This is a genomic window from Pseudorhodoplanes sinuspersici (genome assembly GCF_002119765.1).
Lineage (GTDB): Bacteria > Pseudomonadota > Alphaproteobacteria > Rhizobiales > Xanthobacteraceae > Pseudorhodoplanes > Pseudorhodoplanes sinuspersici.
This window is the reverse complement of record NZ_CP021112.1, coordinates 728,238-744,056: the sequence shown is the minus strand read 5'-3', so window position 1 is coordinate 744,056 and position 15,819 is coordinate 728,238. Positions and strand designations below refer to the sequence as shown.

The following is a 15,819-nucleotide window of genomic DNA, read 5'->3' as shown; positions in this document are numbered from 1 at the left end:
CGCGACCACTCATCGTGTTCAGCGGTTCTGCTGCTCAAAAGCCTTGAGGCTTTCTGCCCTGATCTGCGCGATGCATTGACGCTTCAACTCGGCAAAAGCAGGTTCCGCCGTGACTTCCGGCAGGCGCGGCCGCGGCAGGTTCACCGCAAGATCGGCAATAATGCGCCCGGGGCTTGCGCTCATGATCAGGACGCGGTCGGCGAGAAAGATTGCCTCGTCGACATCGTGGGTGATGAACAGCACCGTCGTGCCGAACTCGGCCCATATTTTCAGCAGGTTCTCCTGCATCATCAGCCGGGTCTGAGCATCGAGCGCGCCGAACGGCTCGTCCATCAGCAGCACGCGAGGATAATTGGCCAGCGCACGCGCAATGCCGACGCGCTGCTGCATGCCGCCCGACAATTCTGCCGGATAGCGGTTGGCGAAGCGGGTCAGGCCGACCATGTCGAGAAAGGTGTTGGCGATCGGCTCGGACAGAAGACCGGCGATCTTTGGACCGAAGGCCACATTTTCCTTCACTGTCTTCCACGGGAACAGGGAATATTGCTGAAACACCATGCCGCGGTCGGGGCCAGGCTTGGTCACCAGATCGCCGTCGACGCGGACCTCGCCGCCGGCTGGCTTTACATAGCCTGCAACGGTGTTCAGCAAGGTGGATTTGCCGCAGCCCGAGGGTCCAAGAATGCAGACGAACTCGCCGGGCGCGATTCTGATCGAGGTTTCCTGGACTGCCGTATGCGCGTTTCGGCCCTTACCGAACACGACGGACACCCGATCGATCTCGACCAGGCCGGTATCGACCGCATGCGGTTTCTTCTGCCGCAGCGGTTCGGTTCTGGCTGCAAAGGACGTCACGGTGTTCAACATGGCACGGCCTCCTGAGGGATTGCGGCCCGGGCCCGGGCGTCGGAAGAGCGCTCATCTCGAAGGAGCAGCAGCGCGGAGATGCCGAGTGCCGCAAGTCCAAGTACGCTGATCGTCGGACCAAACGGCTCGATCGCGAACAGGTTGTATGAATCGAGGCCGAGAACGGCGAGGCTGCCGACCCACGACGGTGTGGCGCAATGCACCACCGAAAAGACGGTGGCGTTGGTCACGCTTGCGCAGAATGAGCCCAGGCTCGTGAGTAGACCAAACCGGCTTGCCTGGATGCATTTTCCGGCGAGTGTCGCGGGAATGCGCTGTTCGAGAAGAAGAGCCACATTGAGACCGAGCAGGGCGCCGGCCAATGCCACGAGGCCCCATTTGTGCGGAATGATCGTGAAGCTCCATTCGACGACGCCGTGGCCGTAATCGTAATTGATGCGCCCGGCCTCGATTAGCCATTCGTCGATAATGATCGGCACCATGTCGGCAGCCGATCCCGTGCTCTTGACGATGCGCAGCACGTTCCCGATCCAGTCGTGCGGCGTGACATAGTTTGGCAGGTGACCGTATTTGACGACGAGAATCGCCAGCAGGAACCAGTAGAAGATCAGCGGGAAGGCCAGTGCGAAGCTTGCGATCAGGCTCCACCGCCGTGCCGTTTTTCCGGCCGCTGGTGAAGTGAGGCCGCGGTCGGCGTGCTGGTGCAAAGCGATGGTGCTCATCGCATTCTCCTCTGCCAGGACAGGAGCGGTTGTGTGATCTTGCGGACGGTATGGGTGGACAGCGTGCCAAGGCCGCCAATCACCAGCATGCCAACCACGATGTCCGGGTAATTGATCAGCGAATAGGCGTTCCAGGTGAAATAGCCGATGCCGTATTGGCCGGAGATGATTTCCCCCGCCAGCAGCGAAAACCACGACACGCCCATGCCGATGGCAAGCCCCGTCGCGATCGACGGCAATGCGGCCGGCGTGACCACATGCCAGAAAATCTGCAGGCGCGAGGCGCCGAGCGATTGTGCCGCGCGCACCAGCACCTCCGGCGTCTGCTCGACGCCATGCACCGTATTCAGCACGATCGGAAACAGCGCGCCGAGAAAGGTGATGTAGATGATGGAGGATTCCTCGGTCGGCCACATCAGGATGGCAAGCGGGATCCAGGCCACCGCCGGGATCGGCCTCAGGATTTCGATATAAGGCGTCACCAAGTCGCAGGCGGTCTTTGAGCGGCCCATGAGCATGCCGATGCAGATGCCAAGGCCGGTGGCCAGCGCGAAGCCGATCAAGATGCGCTTCATGCTGACTGCTATGTGGATGAAGAATTTGGAATCATGCAGATGCCCGATGAATGCATCCATCACCACTAAAGGCGCGGGGACATTCTCGAAATTGATGAAGAACTTGAATTTGGTTGCGCACAGCAGGTGCCAGAGCAGGACGCCGAGCGCGAGCGACAGAAAGCGGACCGACCAACTGCGCGACAGACCGGTCCAGTCGACGCGCCTGATGCCGTCGACCAATTTGCCCCGGACATTGTCTGGGGAGCGGTCCCCGCGGTCGACGACGGGCGGTTCTGACGCATGGATCGTCAGCGCGGGTTGCGGCTGTGTCGAGATATCCTTGCTGTCCGTATCGGGCGCGATGGCCAAAGTCGAAGTCTTCATGAGCGAGTCCGGCGGTTTTGATGTACGCATTGCAGACAGGACGTGATCGGGTCTGCCGCACTCGCAGCAGACCCCCAATCGCGCCGGCTCATGAGGAGAATGATCCCCACGCCTCCTCATAGGTCACGATCGTGCCATCGACCTTCTTGGCGTGTGCTTCGGCTTCGCGCTTGCGCAGGAAGGTGGCGAAGCTGCCATCGTTGGCCTTCACGTAGAACGCAGTCTTGCCGAACAGCTTCAGGCCGGTCTCGACATCGTAAACATAGGTGGAATTGAGCTTCGAGCCCTCAGCGTTGTACGTCGCCACCGCCTTGAGAAACGCGGCGAGATTCGGATAGGTCTTGATGCCCTCGCGGGAATGCCAGATTTCCATCGGCAGGCCGGCATTGGCTTTGACCGGATCGACCACCTCGGCCTTCTCCGCCTCGTAGTCCACTTTCATGTCCTTGTAGGCGGCCTTGACGTAGGTGTCGGTGATCCAGGTATCGAAGTCGAGCGGCGGGATCGCCTGCTCCTTGGCCAGCACCGTGTGGTCGAACTTGAGCGCGTCGATCCATTGCGGCTTGATGGTGGGATCGAGAGTCAGGTGGCCGCCCTTGGAGAAGTAGATATAGAGCACTTCCTTCTCGACGCCGGTCCATTTCTCCATCAGTTCGACGGCGCGCATCGGATCTTCCTTGATCCATTTGCCCGCGTCATAGATCGCCTTGATGAAAGCGGTCACGACTTCCGGATATTCCTTGGCGAAGTCCTGGCGCACGACAACGCCGTGCAGATAGGGGACGCCGGTCTCCGAGCCGTCATAGATTTTCCGGCCGGTCCCACGGAATTCCATGATCTCCGTCCAAGGACAGAAATCGGCATGTGCGTCGATCTTGTTGGTCGCAATATTGGCCGCACCGACTGCCGGAGACTGGTTTTTGAGCTGATACTCGCTGGTCGGGATATTGCTATCCTGCATAGCCTTCAGCAGCATGCCCCAGGCAGCGGACCCGACCGGCGTCGATACCGCTTTGCCCTTGAGGTCGTCGATCGAATAGATGTCGGACTTGACGGGAACGACAATCGAATTGCCCGAGCCCTTCAGGTTATAGCCAGTGCCCGCGACATAGAGCGTTCGCAGGCTCTCGGTGGCCTGAAACTTCGCGCCGTTGACGATGAGGGGGTAGTCGCCCATCACGCCGAAATTGAGCTTGTTGGCGAGCATCTGGTTGGTGATCGGCCCACCTGACGAATAATCGCTCCAGCTCACAGTGAACTTCGCGTCCTTGTACTTGCCGGTCTTGGGCAGGTGTTTTTCCAAGAGCTTCAGCTCTTTGACCACGATCCCGGCGGTGTAGGTATCGGTGCACATGCTCTGGTGACCGATGTTGATTTCGATGGTCTTGGCATGCAGCGGCGGCGCGAACGTCAGCGCAAAGGCTGCTGCAAGCAGGACTTTGGAACGCGTCATGATCGGATCCCCTTGTTTGAGCCACAACTTGTTCAGAGCTCGCCGTATAAAGCCGCAAATGGCGTGCCAAAGCGGCAGGCCAGTCAGTCCTTTTGGCTAGGTGCTTGCTTTTAATTGGTTTTTTTCCAAAGCCGGGAAGGGGGCGCCGGCCCGCTTCAGCGCCGCGCTGCCCAGGCGTTGGGCGGCGGCTCGCGGGGATAGCGGAAGGACAAGGCAAAGATATAAAGAGTGATGATACAAGTTGGGGTCCTAACCGAGCCGCATTCCGGTGCGGTTACCCAGCCGTCCCGGAACCCGCGCCATCGCAGACGCGGTATTCAGGTTATCTTCGGGGGCGAGGCTGAAATTTGCGTCCTTGCATTCATGGCAGTGAACGAAGCTGCCTTTCGATGATCGGAGCGCGCCAGTCGCGCTCACCCAGTGCGCCGTAACGCAGGATACCCGCGGTATCGATCGCATAAGCGACGGGAAGTCCGCGCACGTGCCAGGCGGCAGCCGTCGATTTTTTGTGGTCAAGCAGCACAGGCAAATTCGGCGCCGGATGCTGCTGGAGGAATGCCGCGATGCGTTCGGCTTTGTCGCCAAGATTGATGGCAAGCACCGCGACATACGTGTCGGACAATTGTTCGCGCAGATCGGCGAGCGCGGCCAGCTCGCGTCGGCACGGTGGACACCACACCGCCCAGAAATTTACCAGCAGCGGTCGTCCGCGATAATCCGACAGGCGATGAATGATGCCGTTCAAGTCGGTCAGCGTAAAGTCTGGCGCCGCGACACTGCCGGGCAGTTCGGTCAAGGACAGCGCTTCGCTCAATGCCTGCGGCGGCAACAATGTCGTCACGAGAGCCGACAATGCGGTACGCCGGCTGATCGTCATCGTCGCGGCACCCGCACCTTAAATAGATGAGATTCCGGCAGGCCGTACACATACTCGAAATCAATGGGAAACCCGCGGCGGTCGTGCGTGAGGCGGGTGAGCTTGAAAATCGGGCTGGCAAGCTTGACGCCGAGTTGTTGTGCCGCTTCGTCCCCGGCGGGTGCGATCTCGATCGTGACGTCGGCGAATCCAAGCGGCATGCCGAGCGCGCGCTCAAGCAGCACGAAGATATCCTGGCCTACAAGGTCCTCCTGCGCCAGCCGCTGTCCCACGTCGATCGGGAAGTAGCTGAGATCGTAGGACATGACGCGGCCGCCGGCGATGCGCAGCCGCGCAATCCGCATGACAGGACTGCCTTGCGGCAAGCCGAACGCTTTCGAAACCGCTTCCGGCGCCGCGCATTGGGTCATCTCCAGCACCTTGGAGCGCGTATTCACGCCCATCGGCGCCAGCATTTCGCCGAAGCCCTGCAGGCGGCCGAGATTCTGCACCGCGCAGACGCGGCGGAGGAACCAGCCCTTGCCGTGATGACTTTCGATCACCCCGTCGGCACGCAGCGCTTCGAGCGCCTGCCGCACCGTGACGCGGCTGACCTCGAAGCGGCGGATCAGGTCGCTTTCGGAAGGTAGCCTGTCGCCACGCAACAGACCCGACGACAGGATATGCTCCATCAGCCAGTCGCGGATACGGATGTACTTGGGGACGATTTCAGGTTTGGTCGCACGAGCCGGGAAATTCTGCCCACCCAAGAGATGCTGATGGGGGCCAGGTCTTGCCATTGTTCGGCGTTCCTGAGGACCAAACATGTGCGATCGATTCCGTCAGTTTTCCCTCAGCCGCCCGATCGCCCAGCGAACATTCTTGCGGACATCCGGATCGGGATCGTCGACGTGTTTTTGCAGATAGGTAAGGGCGGAAGGATGGCCGATTTCACCCAGAGCGGCGGCCACCTCCTTGCGCAGATTGCTGATCTCGTGATCGAGCAGCGGTCCGATCGGCGTCACCGCCTCGGTCACACGCAGCCTGCCGAGGCTGCGCACTGCCTTCAATGTTACCTGCCAGTAATCATCGGCGAGCGCCGCAATCAGCCTCTTGCCCGCATCCGCGCCGGCAGTGCGCGAAAGCGTTTCGGCTGCAATTTCACGCACCATCCAGTCGGCATCGTCGAGCGCAGTGGTGACCGCGTTCGCGGCATGTGCGTTCGTCGAGAAGCCGAGTGCAGAGACCGCCGACCGGCGCACCACTGCTTCCGGATCGCGGCAGGCGCTGATCAGGGCAGGCAGCGATTCTTCCAGTTTCAGCCAGCCGATCACTGCGACCGCCTGTTCGCGTACCGATGGGTCGTGACCGCCCAGCGCCTCGATAGCGGGCTTGAGCGATTCCGGGCGGCGCAATTCCTTGATGCCGCGAAAGGCCGACATCCGCACGAATGGTGTCTGGTGCGTCAGATAGGCAAAGAGCGGATCGGCCGCAGCCGGATCTTTCAGTTCGGTCAGCGAGTCGGAGGCGGCCCGCGCCACCGCGTCGTCTGCATCCGACAATGCACCGGCCAGTGCCGCCGAAACCTCCGGGCCATCGAAACCGGACAGCGCGATTGCTGCCTGCAGCCGTACTTCGGAGGCCTCATCCGTGAGCGCACGCGCGAGATGTGGAATGGCTTCGGGCGCGGCGGTGTCGGCAAGGTCCATGACCGTGACGCGGCGTGCGCCCGCATCGGGGTCATCGAGACCGGCTGCAATGTCGGCGACATCGCCAAATTCCTCGAACGGCTCGAATGCACTCATCGTCCGCCTCACTTCAGAAGATAGGGAATGTTGACGGTTACCGCGCCGGTGGGGCAATCAGCCTCGCAGGGCATGCAATACCAGCATTCATCATATTTCATGTAAGCCTTGCCGGTGAGTTCGGAGATGCGCAGCACGTCGAGCGGGCAGACATCGACGCAGACTGTGCAGCCCTTGTCGGCGATGCATTTGCCCTCGTCGACGACGACGGGAACGGTGGTCGGGGTATTAGCCAAAGGCATGGTGTGGTCTCCTGTGTCCGGTTCGCGCGATCACTCGGCGGCTTCCGAAGTCTGGATCCGCTGCTTGTAATAAGCGTCGCGCTCGTGCTCCTCGATTTCGATGAGGTAGGGCGCAACCGGTTTCTTGGTCAGCGATGGCACGCCGTCCGCTCCCTTGGTCAGGATCGAATGGCAAAACCAGTTCTCGTCGTCGCGGCCGGGATATTCCACGCGATTGTGGTACAGACCCCAGCGGCTCTCGGTGCGGAACAGCGAGGCCGCCGCCGCCATGTCGGCGCAATCCAAGATCGAATAGGCCTCCATCGCGCGCATCAGTTCATGGCTGTCGCGCGCATACATCTGATTGTTCATGTCCTCGCGCACTTCGGCGAACCGGCTCTGCGCCAGCTCCATCTTGCGAGTTACTTTCGGCGGTTGCAGATAGTCGTTCACCAGACGGCGGATCTTGTACTCAATTTGATTCGGCGGGACGCCGTCCTCGCGCTTGGTCGGGGCGAGGACGCGCTCCTGCTCGGCTGTGATTTCGGCGAGATCGTATTCAGCAAAATCGACCTCCTTGACGAAGTCGATCGCGTCTTCGCCGGCGACCGCGCCGTTGGTGAAAGCGCCGAGCATGTAATTGTGCGGCACGCTGGCCATGTCGCCGGCGGCGTAGAGCCCGTTGACCGTCGTGCGGGCGAACTCGTCGACATAGACGCCGGATGCAGAATGGCCCGAACAGAACCCGATTTCCGAGATATGCATCTCGATCATCGATTCCTTGTAGTCGGTCCCGCGATGGGCGTGGAAGCGGCCGCGCGTCGGCCGCTCGACGATGTGCAGCACGCGCTCGATCTCCGCGACGGTTTCCGGCGCCAGATGGTTGAGCTTGAGAAAGACCGGTCCCTTGCCTGACTGCAATTCATTGTAGAATTCCTGCATCATCTGGCCCGACCAATAGTCGCATTCGATAAAACGGTTGCCCTCGTTATTGGCGGTGTAACCGCCGAACGGGCCTGCGACATAGGCGCAGGAGGGCCCGTTATAGTCCTTGATCAGTGGGTTGATTTGGTAGCATTCGAGATTGGATAGTCCCGCGCCCGCATGATAGGCCATGGCGTAACCGTCGCCGGAATTTGCCGCATTTTCATAGGTGCCGAAGAGATAGCCCGATGTCGGCAGGCCGAGACGCCCCGCCGCACCCATGCACAGGATCACCGCCTTGGCGCGGATCACCAGGAATTCCGCCGAACGGGTGTTCACGCAGATCGCGCCGGCGACGCGTCCGTCCTTGCCGGTGAGCAGCCGCGTCGCCATGAACCGGTTGGAGATCAGAACGCGCTCGCGGCGCAATTGCCGGTAAAGCGCCTTCTTGACGGTTTCGCCATTAGGCATCGGCAGCACATAAGTGCCGATGTGATGCACCTTCTTGACGTCGTAATCGCCGTTCTGGTTCTTTTGGAAGCGGATGCCGAAATTATCGAGTTCCTGGATAATGCTGAAACAGTTCTGCGCATATTTGTAGACTGCCGCCTGATCGACAATGCCGTCATTGGCGATGGTGATTTCCTTGGTGTATTGCTCCGGCGTGGCGTAACCGGGGATGACCGAATTGTTCAGGCCATCCATACCCATGGAGATGGCGCCGGAGCGTTTCACATTGGCCTTTTCCAGTAGCACGACATTGGCCTTGGGATTCTTCTTGCGGGCCCGCAGGGCTGCCATTGGGCCGGCTGTGCCGCCGCCGATCACCAGCACATCGCATTCGAATTCCGACAAACCGCCGCGAATTTCATCCATCTGTCCTGTCCTGTTCTGCCCGCCGGGTCAGTTCACGCTTGCATCCGCGCAACGGCGCGCGCCGCCGCGGCGATTTCGGTGAGATAGCGCCACGGAAAGATTCCGCGGTCATGGCCGTCAGAAAAAGCGAGGCGCACCGCGTAGTTTCCGATCGGCTCCACGTTAGTGATGGTGAGGCTGGAGGCGGCCGGCACAGCCAAACCTTTAACCTGCAGGTGCACGGAATTGGCGTCGCGTGCCCGCTCGCGCAGCAGCGCTGCCGAATAGTCAATGGTCTTGCCATTGTCCCAGCTGACCGACAGCCGAGTTCGGTCGTGATTAAGACGGATTTCAGTCGGGTTCATCCTGGCGTGTTCCTCGACAGCTTTGCGATGCGGGAAACGTGCCACCCGACGGCAATGAGCCGCTAGCAAGTAATTGACCGACGCCGGGCCGTACACGGGGCAATTTCCCCGGCAGCCGCATGAATGCGGTCGGCGGTGGAGTGATCCTCCGTACTTTGTTTTAGTGCGCTCTCCGGATCGTCACGATCCGCATCCCTTTCAGGGGCCGAAACTATGACATTTGCCGTCACCGAAGCCTGTATCCGCTGCAAATACACCGACTGTGTCGCAGTCTGTCCCGTCGATTGCTTCTACGAAGGCGAGAACATGCTGGTGATCCACCCAGACGAGTGCATCGATTGCGGTGTCTGCGAGCCGGAATGCCCGGCGGAAGCGATCATAGCTGATACCGCAGAGGGTGCCGTCCGCTGGGTCGAACTCAATGCGAAATATGCAGCGCTGTGGCCGAACATCAGCGACGCCAAGGACCCGCCGCCTGATGCGGAGGACTTCAACGGCAAGCCCGACAAATTCGAAAACCATTTCTCGCCGCAACCGGCAATCGAACCTGCGAACTGAAGGGCAACGCGATGACAAAGCTGCACCAGGAAACCGATGCCATCATCATCGGGGCAGGCCCGTGCGGTCTGTTCGCGGTGTTCGAACTGGGATTGCTCGGCCTCAACGCGCATCTGATCGACATCCTCGACAAGCCGGGCGGGCAATGCGCGGAGCTTTATCCCGAAAAGCCGATCTACGACATCCCAGCCTGGCCAGTGATTACCGGTCAGGATTTAACCGACCGGCTGATGGAGCAGATCGCGCCCTTCTCGCCGACCTTTCATCTCGGCGAAATGGCGGAGAGTCTGGTCAAGACGTCGGAGGGCTTGTGGCGTATCACCACGGATGTCGGCACCGTTATTGAGGCGCCGGTGGTAGTGATCGCAGCCGGTGGCGGCAGCTTCGTGCCGAAAAAGCCGACGCTCGACAACATCGACGCGTATGAGGGGGAGAGCGTCTTTTATGCCGTGCGCAGGATCGAGGCGTTTCGCGGCAAGCGGGTGGTGATCGCCGGCGGCGGCGACAGCGCCCTTGACTGGACCTTGAATCTTCAGCCGGTCGCGGCGCGCGTGACGCTGGTCCATCATCGCGACGGCTTCCGCGCCGCGCCGCATTCGGTCGCGCGCATGAAGGAACTGGCCGCAGAGGGTGCGATTGATTTCGTGGTCGGCAAGCTGAACGCATTGGCCGGGGCAGCGCCGCAGCTTGAAAGCGTGTCGGTGGCCACGGCCAAGGGCGATGAAGTCCTGATCGCTGACCGTTTCCTGGCCTTTTTCGGCCTCACCATGAAGCTCGGTCCGATCGCCGATTTCGGTCTCAATCTTTCGGAGAATCTCATTCCAGTCGATACCGAGTCCTTCCAGACCTCGGTGCCGGGCATCTTCGCCATCGGCGATATCAACGTCTATCCCGGCAAGCTGAAACTGATTCTCTCCGGCTTCCATGAAGCCGCGCTGATGTCGCAAGCCGCCTTCCAGATCTGCCGGCCGGGCGAGCGATTGCGCTTCCAGTACACGACGTCCTCCACACAATTGCAGCGGAGGCTCAAGGTCGCATGAAGATCAGTGTCACTGATCACGCCGGCACCGAACACGAGCTTGAGGCGCTGCCGGGCTGGCGTGTCATGGAAATCATCCGCGACTGGGATCTGCCGATCAAGGCGGAATGCGGCGGCGCCTGCGCCTGCGCGACCTGCCATGTCTATGTCGATGCCGCATGGTTCGGCCGGCTGCCAGGCGAATCCGAGGAAGAGATCGATCAGCTAGAAATCCTGGCCGATCGCATGCCGAATTCCCGGCTCGCCTGTCAGGTGCTGATGTCCGAGGAACTCGATGGCCTGAAAGTCACCCTGGCACCCGGCTCGCGTCCCTAGCCGGACTTTCATTGGACCTCCGGGAACGGACCATGAGCGATTTTGTCGAACGACCCAAGGCTCTGGTTCGCCGGCCGGTTGCCGCAATCGTCGCAATCTACGAGGCGGCGCGGCGCATCCTTCCGGGCGTCTGCATTGCCGTGCTTGTCGCCATGAGCGCCATGCTGGTGAACGAACATCAAGGCGGGCCGGTCATGCTGATGGCGCTTCTGATGGGTATGGCGGTCGGCTTTCTGCGCGATGATCCGCGTCTGCAAACGGGCCTGGTCTTTGCCGGCAGTTCGGTGCTGCGTTTCGGCGTGGCGCTGCTCGGCGCTCGCATCACGGTGCAGTATCTCGCCGATCTCGGCTGGGTGGCTCTTCTCGTCGTGATCAGTGGCGTGGTTCTCAGTATCGCAACCGGCATTGGCCTCGCGCGGTTTTTCGGGCGTTCGTCATGGTTCGGGATTCTAACCGGCGGCGCGGTTGGCATCTGCGGTGCGTCTGCTGCGGCCGCTCTCTCCGCCGTCCTGCCACAGCATGAGAAGAGCGACGCCGATACGGCAATGACAATCATCGGCGTCACTGCGTTGAGCACGATTGCCATGGTAGCTTATCCGATCCTAAGTACAGCCGTGGGTCTTGATGATCGTGCGACCGGCTTTTTTCTCGGCGTCACCATCCATGATGTCGCGCAGGTGGTTGGGGCGGGTTATTCGATCTCCGACCAGGCCGGCAATCTCGCGGTGGTCGTCAAGCTGTTCCGGGTGCTCATGCTCGTGCCGGTCATCCTGATCGTAACGGTATCGGCCCGGCTTGCCGTTCGCCAAACAAAATCGGCGCGGCTGGGCCTGCCGGGATTTGTGGTGGGCTTTGCGTTGTTGGTTGCTGCCGGCAGTCTCGGATTGATTCCGGCGGAGATCGGCTTTGCGCTGTCGTCGGTGTCGCGCTGGTGCCTGATCATTGCGATAGCCGCCATCGGCATCAACACCTCGATCGGCGAGATCAGGCGGCTCGGCTACCGACCTGCTGTCATTCTGGGCGGCGCTACCACCGCAATCGGGGTCTTCGGCCTTGTCGCCGCAATCTTGCTGTTTGCGCCCGGGACATGAATGTCTGAACGGCTCTTTGCGCGATGGTCGGGCTTCTCCGAAGTGTGGAATCGACACCTTCACATTAGAGGTCTGCGGCACGGCAAGCCGATCGCGAATATTTGGCAGGGCATCTTCCCCGTGCTTGACACCAAGGACGATGAGTACGCCGATACTGCGCCAGTCGGCTGCTTCAAGCCGAACGGCTAGGACTGCACGACATGATCGGCAATGTCTGGGAGTTGACCAATGACTGGTGTCGGCCAGGAAATTCACGCTCGGCGGCGGTATACGAGTGGCCCCGAACTCGCTTCGCTCTGGTCGCCTCGGGCTAGGCCAGTCATGTCATCAAAGGCTTTTCTCATCTGTGCGCACACAATTACTGCTCTCGTTACAGACCGGCTCCGCGTCAGCCCCAGGAAGCAAACATAAGTGCCGTACATGTTGAGTTTTGAACGGTTTTGAATGGGCAGAGCGTCTCCGTCCCAACTAAATTGGAAATTCCGCGGAGCGATCGGGTACAAGAAATAGTGGCGCGGCGATTGCGGTGCCTACGAGCAGCTGAGATGCTAACAGAGGTTAGCCGCGCGGATAGTGATTTGCATTTCCAGAAGCGTTGCAAGTTGCAATACTGCAAAAATTAAGGTCGGATGTATGGGCATCTATGAACTGTATTAAAGTCCTTTGCAGCAGACTATGTCGTTCGCCGGCGGTTGTCCTGTTTGGGGTAACCGCATTTTTTTCGACTTCGGCTTCCGCAGATCAAGGCGGTGTCAGTTTCTGGATGCCGGGTCTGTTCGCCAGTCTCGCGGCGGCGCCGCAGCAGCCAGGCGCTGGGTTTGCGATGATTTACTATCATACGTCGGTCGAAGCCAGTGGCGCGGTAGCGGCGGCGAAGCAGGTTGAGATCGGACGTCTGCGTGCCAATGCTTCCGCGGACTTGAACCTCAATTTAGATGGGCGCGCCAATCTCGGGTTCTTTGTGCCGAGCTAAGTGTTTGAGACGCCGATTTTTGGCGGTCAGTTTGCTGTCAGCATGGCAACGATTGTTGGACGCAATTCCGCGTCTCTGGACGGTACATTGAGCGCATCTCTCGGCCCATTGACTGTGACAAGACAAGGCACGATCGCTGACTCCATAACCGGTTTCGCGGATCTGTTTCCGCAGGCAAACTTAAGGTGGAATAGCGGCGTACATAATCTCATGGTCTATGCCATGACTAATATCCAGGTCGGCGCCTACGATTCGAGGCGTTTAGCTAACCTCGGTCTCGGTGCGATTGATGGCGGACTTGGATATACTTATTTGGATCCGACCAAAGGGCACGAGTTTTCGATCGTCGGTGGCCTAACGCACAATTTCAGGAACAAACATACTGGCCAAACCAACGGCTTAGATCTCCACGTCGATCTTGCAGCGGCGCAGTTCTTGTTGAAGCAGTTTTTCGTCGGCGCGGTCGGTTATGTTTATCAGCAATTGACGCCAGATACTGGACAGCCTGCCTTCCTCGGCACCTTTGAATCGCGAGTCTTTGGCGTGGGACCGCAGATTGGTTATCTTTTCCCAGCCGGCACTATGCAGGGCTTTTTGAATTTGAAGGGTTACTACGAGTTTGAGGCACAGAATCGTCCCGAAGGCTGGAACGTATGGTTGACACTGGCTCTAACGCCGCCTGAAAAATCGCGCACACCTTCTGCAACGATGACGAAAGGGCCTACGCTGAAATAGGCCGTTTTGTGCCAGAAGCGGATACAGGTGCAAAGAGGAGTGATGTCTGCCCTCGTCCCCGCGTACGCGAAAGCGGGAACGACCAAGGAGATCCAGACTTTACAGGCGCTGGGCCGGCCCGATCTGCGGTGCGCGTACCGGCTTAGCCATACCGAAGAAAATCACGACTCCTTGGCCGCCGCAGCGGGTCGAGAGCGCTTCGTTCGGTGAGCCCATGCAACTGCCGATGTCCTGCCAGTTGTTCATCGCCCACACATTGCCGGCCGGATCGACGGCTACGTCCGTCAGCATCTGCAGCCCGCCGCCGACGTAACCCCCGGGCGGCGAAATCTGTTCGCCGGTCTTGAAGCCGGGCGGGCAATTCTCGGTGCGCATCCCGCACAACTGCACGATCGGACTGCTCGCGCTATTGAAGTTGGAAACCCAGACGTTGTCGTTGCCATCCACCGCAACGGCCCAAGGTGCCGGAATGCCGCCGCCCTTGAACGGCGCGCCGGGGAAAGAGCTGCCATCCGGCCGCAGGAGTGTGACGCTGCCACCATGTGCGCCGCCCTTCTGCTCCGACATTGTCTTTGTCAGATAGTCCATCGCCGCAAGAAATCCCTCCGTCTTCGAGCGGATCCCCATGTCAACCAGGTGCGCCATGGCAAGCAGACCGGTTCCGAACCGGTTGGCGATCCATACATTGCCCTGGCTGTCGATGTTAAGGCCGCTATTGTTCATGCCGGTCTTGAAGTTCTCGGCCTTCGTAGGATCCGAGGCGGGGAAGCGCGTGACGTGGGGCAAGCCGCTGTTGGACACCCAGATCCGGTCCTGCTGATCAATCGCGAGGTGAAACGGCGCGTCGAACGACTTGCACGGTTCTTCCTTGTCGCCTTCGCAGACAATCCTTCCTGCCGAAAGTTCGCCCTTGGGGAAATGAACGAGCTGATTCTTCTCGACGCCCAGCGCCCAGACGTCTCCGCTGGGCGTAACGATGATGCCCTGCATCAGACCGAGCCGTCCGCCGAACGTGATTCCTTCAGGCGGCGTCAACGGCTTGCCATGCTTGTCGAACACGACGATGGCCTTGCTGCCGTAAGTCGTGAACCAGACATTGTCTTTTGCATCGATCGCCGTTCCGAAGGTGCCGCCCTCCATCCCGCCACCGGTGAAGCCGGTGGTGATCGGCGAGAGCGGCTTGGCGTTGGGATCGAATTTCGTGGCGTTGCCCTGCCACAATGCATCCGTGCCCTGCCAGCCGGTCGAGAAGTTGTCGCCGACCCAAAGATTGCCCTCGCTGTCGAACATCGCCTTGCCGCCTGCGCGATAGCCGCCGCCGTCGAACTTGAGCGGCAACACCCAGGCGCTTGGGGCGTGCGCGAGGTAGGGCATGAACGGCACCGGCCGCAGATTCTTGCCCGCTGGCATCGGATAAAACTCAGCCACCAAGGCAAACAGCCGCTCAGGTTTGTACCAAGGATAGCGGGCAATCGATTGCGCCGCTGTCAGTGTGTCGCTTGGGGCGGCACCGGTCGGAGGCGTGGCTGCTGCAAAAAATTTGTTGCAAGCATCGGCGGCCACCTGCGTCGCGCAGCCTGCCATCACGTCAGCGAGTGTCGCGAAATTCGCCATGGTCGGCGTCTGCCCCCCGTTGAGGGCGTCCTGAATGGTGGTGCCCCAGCCGCCGGTCTGAAGGTCGACAAAGTGCGGTACGTTGCCGGCGGCGATTCGCAGACCGAGTGCGTGACCTTTGATGGCGGTACCGCTGAGGAACTGCGCGTGTGTCCACACCGATGCTATCGTCGTCATCTCGTTGACAACGATTTTGGCCGGCGGCCTGTTGCCGAGCACCGCCAGCAGCGAAGTTGCCGCGTTGTTGCCGGCGCCCTTGTTGGCCGCAGCCTCACCTCCCTTGGCGACGACATAAAGGCTCACATCGGTGCCAGGCGTTTCCTGACTGCCGACCTTAAAGTGGCCATCGCTGTTTGCGCGTGCTTGTGCGATTTGCCTCGGTTCGGCGGCGCTTGCAGCCCAAAGAGTGACAGTCGAATTTGCGAGAGGACCGCCGCCCGCCTGGACTTGTCCCTCGATCCAAATGCCCGAGCGCTCTTGAGCGG

The 15,819-nt window shown here is 60.3% G+C and carries 19 protein-coding genes; 8 read left to right on the top strand and 11 right to left on the bottom strand.

Annotated elements, in window-relative coordinates; translation table 11 throughout:
• Window positions 1-18: 18 nt before the first annotated feature.
• From CAK95_RS03780 to CAK95_RS03735, 10 genes are all read right to left on the bottom strand, one after another.
• Entirely contained in the window at window positions 19-867 is an 849-nt protein-coding gene (locus CAK95_RS03780) for an ABC transporter ATP-binding protein (RefSeq protein WP_086086701.1), read from the bottom strand.
• A complete protein-coding gene (locus CAK95_RS03775) occupies window positions 861-1,589 on the bottom strand; it encodes a hypothetical protein (protein ID WP_086086700.1) in 729 nt (242 codons plus the stop codon). The genes CAK95_RS03780 and CAK95_RS03775 overlap by 7 nt, the downstream gene beginning before the upstream one ends.
• On the bottom strand, window positions 1,586-2,530 hold the full coding sequence (locus CAK95_RS03770; RefSeq protein WP_086091169.1) for an ABC transporter permease: 945 nt from the start codon (window positions 2,528-2,530) through the stop codon (window positions 1,586-1,588). Before CAK95_RS03770 ends, CAK95_RS03775 begins: the two co-directional genes overlap by 4 nt.
• An 88-nt stretch (window positions 2,531-2,618) precedes the next feature.
• Window positions 2,619-3,983 carry an ABC transporter substrate-binding protein gene (locus tag CAK95_RS03765; RefSeq protein WP_086091168.1) on the bottom strand — a complete coding sequence of 455 codons (1,365 nt, stop codon included), beginning with the start codon at window positions 3,981-3,983 and terminating at the stop codon, window positions 2,619-2,621.
• Window positions 3,984-4,344: 361 nt separating this feature from the next.
• Window positions 4,345-4,860: a peroxiredoxin family protein gene (locus CAK95_RS03760; protein ID WP_086086699.1), complete on the bottom strand. Its 516-nt coding sequence runs from the start codon at window positions 4,858-4,860 to the stop codon at window positions 4,345-4,347.
• Window positions 4,857-5,639 (bottom strand): GntR family transcriptional regulator, encoded by a 783-nt coding sequence (locus CAK95_RS03755; RefSeq protein WP_183044359.1) that lies wholly within the window; start codon window positions 5,637-5,639, stop codon window positions 4,857-4,859. Before CAK95_RS03755 ends, CAK95_RS03760 begins: the two co-directional genes overlap by 4 nt.
• A 42-nt stretch (window positions 5,640-5,681) precedes the next feature.
• Complete coding sequence (locus CAK95_RS03750) at window positions 5,682-6,644, bottom strand: HEAT repeat domain-containing protein (protein ID WP_086086695.1); 963 nt, start codon at window positions 6,642-6,644, stop codon at window positions 5,682-5,684.
• Between the two features lie 8 nt (window positions 6,645-6,652).
• A complete protein-coding gene (locus CAK95_RS03745; RefSeq protein WP_086086693.1) occupies window positions 6,653-6,886 on the bottom strand; it encodes a 4Fe-4S dicluster domain-containing protein in 234 nt (77 codons plus the stop codon).
• 30 nt (window positions 6,887-6,916) lie between these two features.
• Window positions 6,917-8,665, bottom strand: a complete 1,749-nt coding sequence (locus CAK95_RS03740; protein ID WP_086086691.1) for a fumarate reductase/succinate dehydrogenase flavoprotein subunit — start codon at window positions 8,663-8,665, stop codon at window positions 6,917-6,919.
• 32 nt (window positions 8,666-8,697) lie between these two features.
• Complete coding sequence (locus tag CAK95_RS03735; protein ID WP_086086689.1) at window positions 8,698-9,009, bottom strand: gamma-butyrobetaine hydroxylase-like domain-containing protein; 312 nt, start codon at window positions 9,007-9,009, stop codon at window positions 8,698-8,700.
• Between the two features lie 213 nt (window positions 9,010-9,222).
• Between CAK95_RS03735 and fdxA the strand changes: the two genes are divergently transcribed.
• From fdxA to CAK95_RS03705, 8 genes are all read left to right on the top strand, one after another.
• Window positions 9,223-9,567 (top strand): ferredoxin FdxA, encoded by a 345-nt coding sequence (gene fdxA / locus CAK95_RS03730; RefSeq protein WP_086086687.1) that lies wholly within the window; start codon window positions 9,223-9,225, stop codon window positions 9,565-9,567.
• An 11-nt stretch (window positions 9,568-9,578) separates the two neighbouring features.
• Window positions 9,579-10,607, top strand: a complete 1,029-nt coding sequence (locus CAK95_RS03725; RefSeq protein ID WP_086086685.1) for an NAD(P)/FAD-dependent oxidoreductase — start codon at window positions 9,579-9,581, stop codon at window positions 10,605-10,607.
• Complete coding sequence (locus CAK95_RS03720) at window positions 10,604-10,921, top strand: 2Fe-2S iron-sulfur cluster-binding protein (protein ID WP_086086684.1); 318 nt, start codon at window positions 10,604-10,606, stop codon at window positions 10,919-10,921. Before CAK95_RS03725 ends, CAK95_RS03720 begins: the two co-directional genes overlap by 4 nt.
• A 32-nt stretch (window positions 10,922-10,953) precedes the next feature.
• Window positions 10,954-12,012: a YeiH family protein gene (locus CAK95_RS03715; RefSeq protein ID WP_086086682.1), complete on the top strand. Its 1,059-nt coding sequence runs from the start codon at window positions 10,954-10,956 to the stop codon at window positions 12,010-12,012.
• Entirely contained in the window at window positions 12,013-12,201 is a 189-nt protein-coding gene (locus CAK95_RS29565; protein ID WP_086086680.1) for a hypothetical protein, read from the top strand.
• A gap of 11 nt (window positions 12,202-12,212) precedes the next feature.
• Window positions 12,213-12,326, top strand: coding sequence for a hypothetical protein (locus CAK95_RS30410; RefSeq protein ID WP_198343803.1), 114 nt, complete (start codon window positions 12,213-12,215; stop codon window positions 12,324-12,326).
• Between the two features lie 449 nt (window positions 12,327-12,775).
• Window positions 12,776-12,985 carry a hypothetical protein gene (locus CAK95_RS29830; protein WP_245303615.1) on the top strand — a complete coding sequence of 70 codons (210 nt, stop codon included), beginning with the start codon at window positions 12,776-12,778 and terminating at the stop codon, window positions 12,983-12,985.
• Entirely contained in the window at window positions 12,986-13,720 is a 735-nt protein-coding gene (locus CAK95_RS03705; RefSeq protein ID WP_245303614.1) for a SphA family protein, read from the top strand.
• Between the two features lie 99 nt (window positions 13,721-13,819).
• Here CAK95_RS03705 and CAK95_RS03700 read toward each other — a convergent pair whose 3' ends face one another.
• On the bottom strand, window positions 13,820-15,637 hold the full coding sequence (locus CAK95_RS03700) for an NHL repeat-containing protein (RefSeq protein ID WP_147413735.1): 1,818 nt from the start codon (window positions 15,635-15,637) through the stop codon (window positions 13,820-13,822).
• Window positions 15,638-15,819 lie beyond the last annotated feature (182 nt).

Bases quoted from the DNA above. Each gene is read 5' to 3' on its own strand.
- CAK95_RS03780 (WP_086086701.1), bottom strand. From the start codon at position 867: ATGTTGAACACCGTGACGTCCTTTGCAGCCAGAACCGAACCGCTGCGG.
- CAK95_RS03775 (WP_086086700.1), bottom strand. From the start codon at position 1,589: ATGAGCACCATCGCTTTGCACCAGCACGCCGACCGCGGCCTCACTTCA.
- CAK95_RS03770 (WP_086091169.1), bottom strand. From the start codon at position 2,530: ATGAAGACTTCGACTTTGGCCATCGCGCCCGATACGGACAGCAAGGAT.
- CAK95_RS03765 (WP_086091168.1), bottom strand. From the start codon at position 3,983: ATGACGCGTTCCAAAGTCCTGCTTGCAGCAGCCTTTGCGCTGACGTTC.
- CAK95_RS03760 (WP_086086699.1), bottom strand. From the start codon at position 4,860: ATGACGATCAGCCGGCGTACCGCATTGTCGGCTCTCGTGACGACATTG.
- CAK95_RS03755 (WP_183044359.1), bottom strand. From the start codon at position 5,639: ATGGCAAGACCTGGCCCCCATCAGCATCTCTTGGGTGGGCAGAATTTC.
- CAK95_RS03750 (WP_086086695.1), bottom strand. From the start codon at position 6,644: ATGAGTGCATTCGAGCCGTTCGAGGAATTTGGCGATGTCGCCGACATT.
- CAK95_RS03745 (WP_086086693.1), bottom strand. From the start codon at position 6,886: ATGCCTTTGGCTAATACCCCGACCACCGTTCCCGTCGTCGTCGACGAG.
- CAK95_RS03740 (WP_086086691.1), bottom strand. From the start codon at position 8,665: ATGGATGAAATTCGCGGCGGTTTGTCGGAATTCGAATGCGATGTGCTG.
- CAK95_RS03735 (WP_086086689.1), bottom strand. From the start codon at position 9,009: ATGAACCCGACTGAAATCCGTCTTAATCACGACCGAACTCGGCTGTCG.
- fdxA (WP_086086687.1), top strand. From the start codon at position 9,223: ATGACATTTGCCGTCACCGAAGCCTGTATCCGCTGCAAATACACCGAC.
- CAK95_RS03725 (WP_086086685.1), top strand. From the start codon at position 9,579: ATGACAAAGCTGCACCAGGAAACCGATGCCATCATCATCGGGGCAGGC.
- CAK95_RS03720 (WP_086086684.1), top strand. From the start codon at position 10,604: ATGAAGATCAGTGTCACTGATCACGCCGGCACCGAACACGAGCTTGAG.
- CAK95_RS03715 (WP_086086682.1), top strand. From the start codon at position 10,954: ATGAGCGATTTTGTCGAACGACCCAAGGCTCTGGTTCGCCGGCCGGTT.
- CAK95_RS29565 (WP_086086680.1), top strand. From the start codon at position 12,013: ATGTCTGAACGGCTCTTTGCGCGATGGTCGGGCTTCTCCGAAGTGTGG.
- CAK95_RS30410 (WP_198343803.1), top strand. From the start codon at position 12,213: ATGATCGGCAATGTCTGGGAGTTGACCAATGACTGGTGTCGGCCAGGA.
- CAK95_RS29830 (WP_245303615.1), top strand. From the start codon at position 12,776: ATGCCGGGTCTGTTCGCCAGTCTCGCGGCGGCGCCGCAGCAGCCAGGC.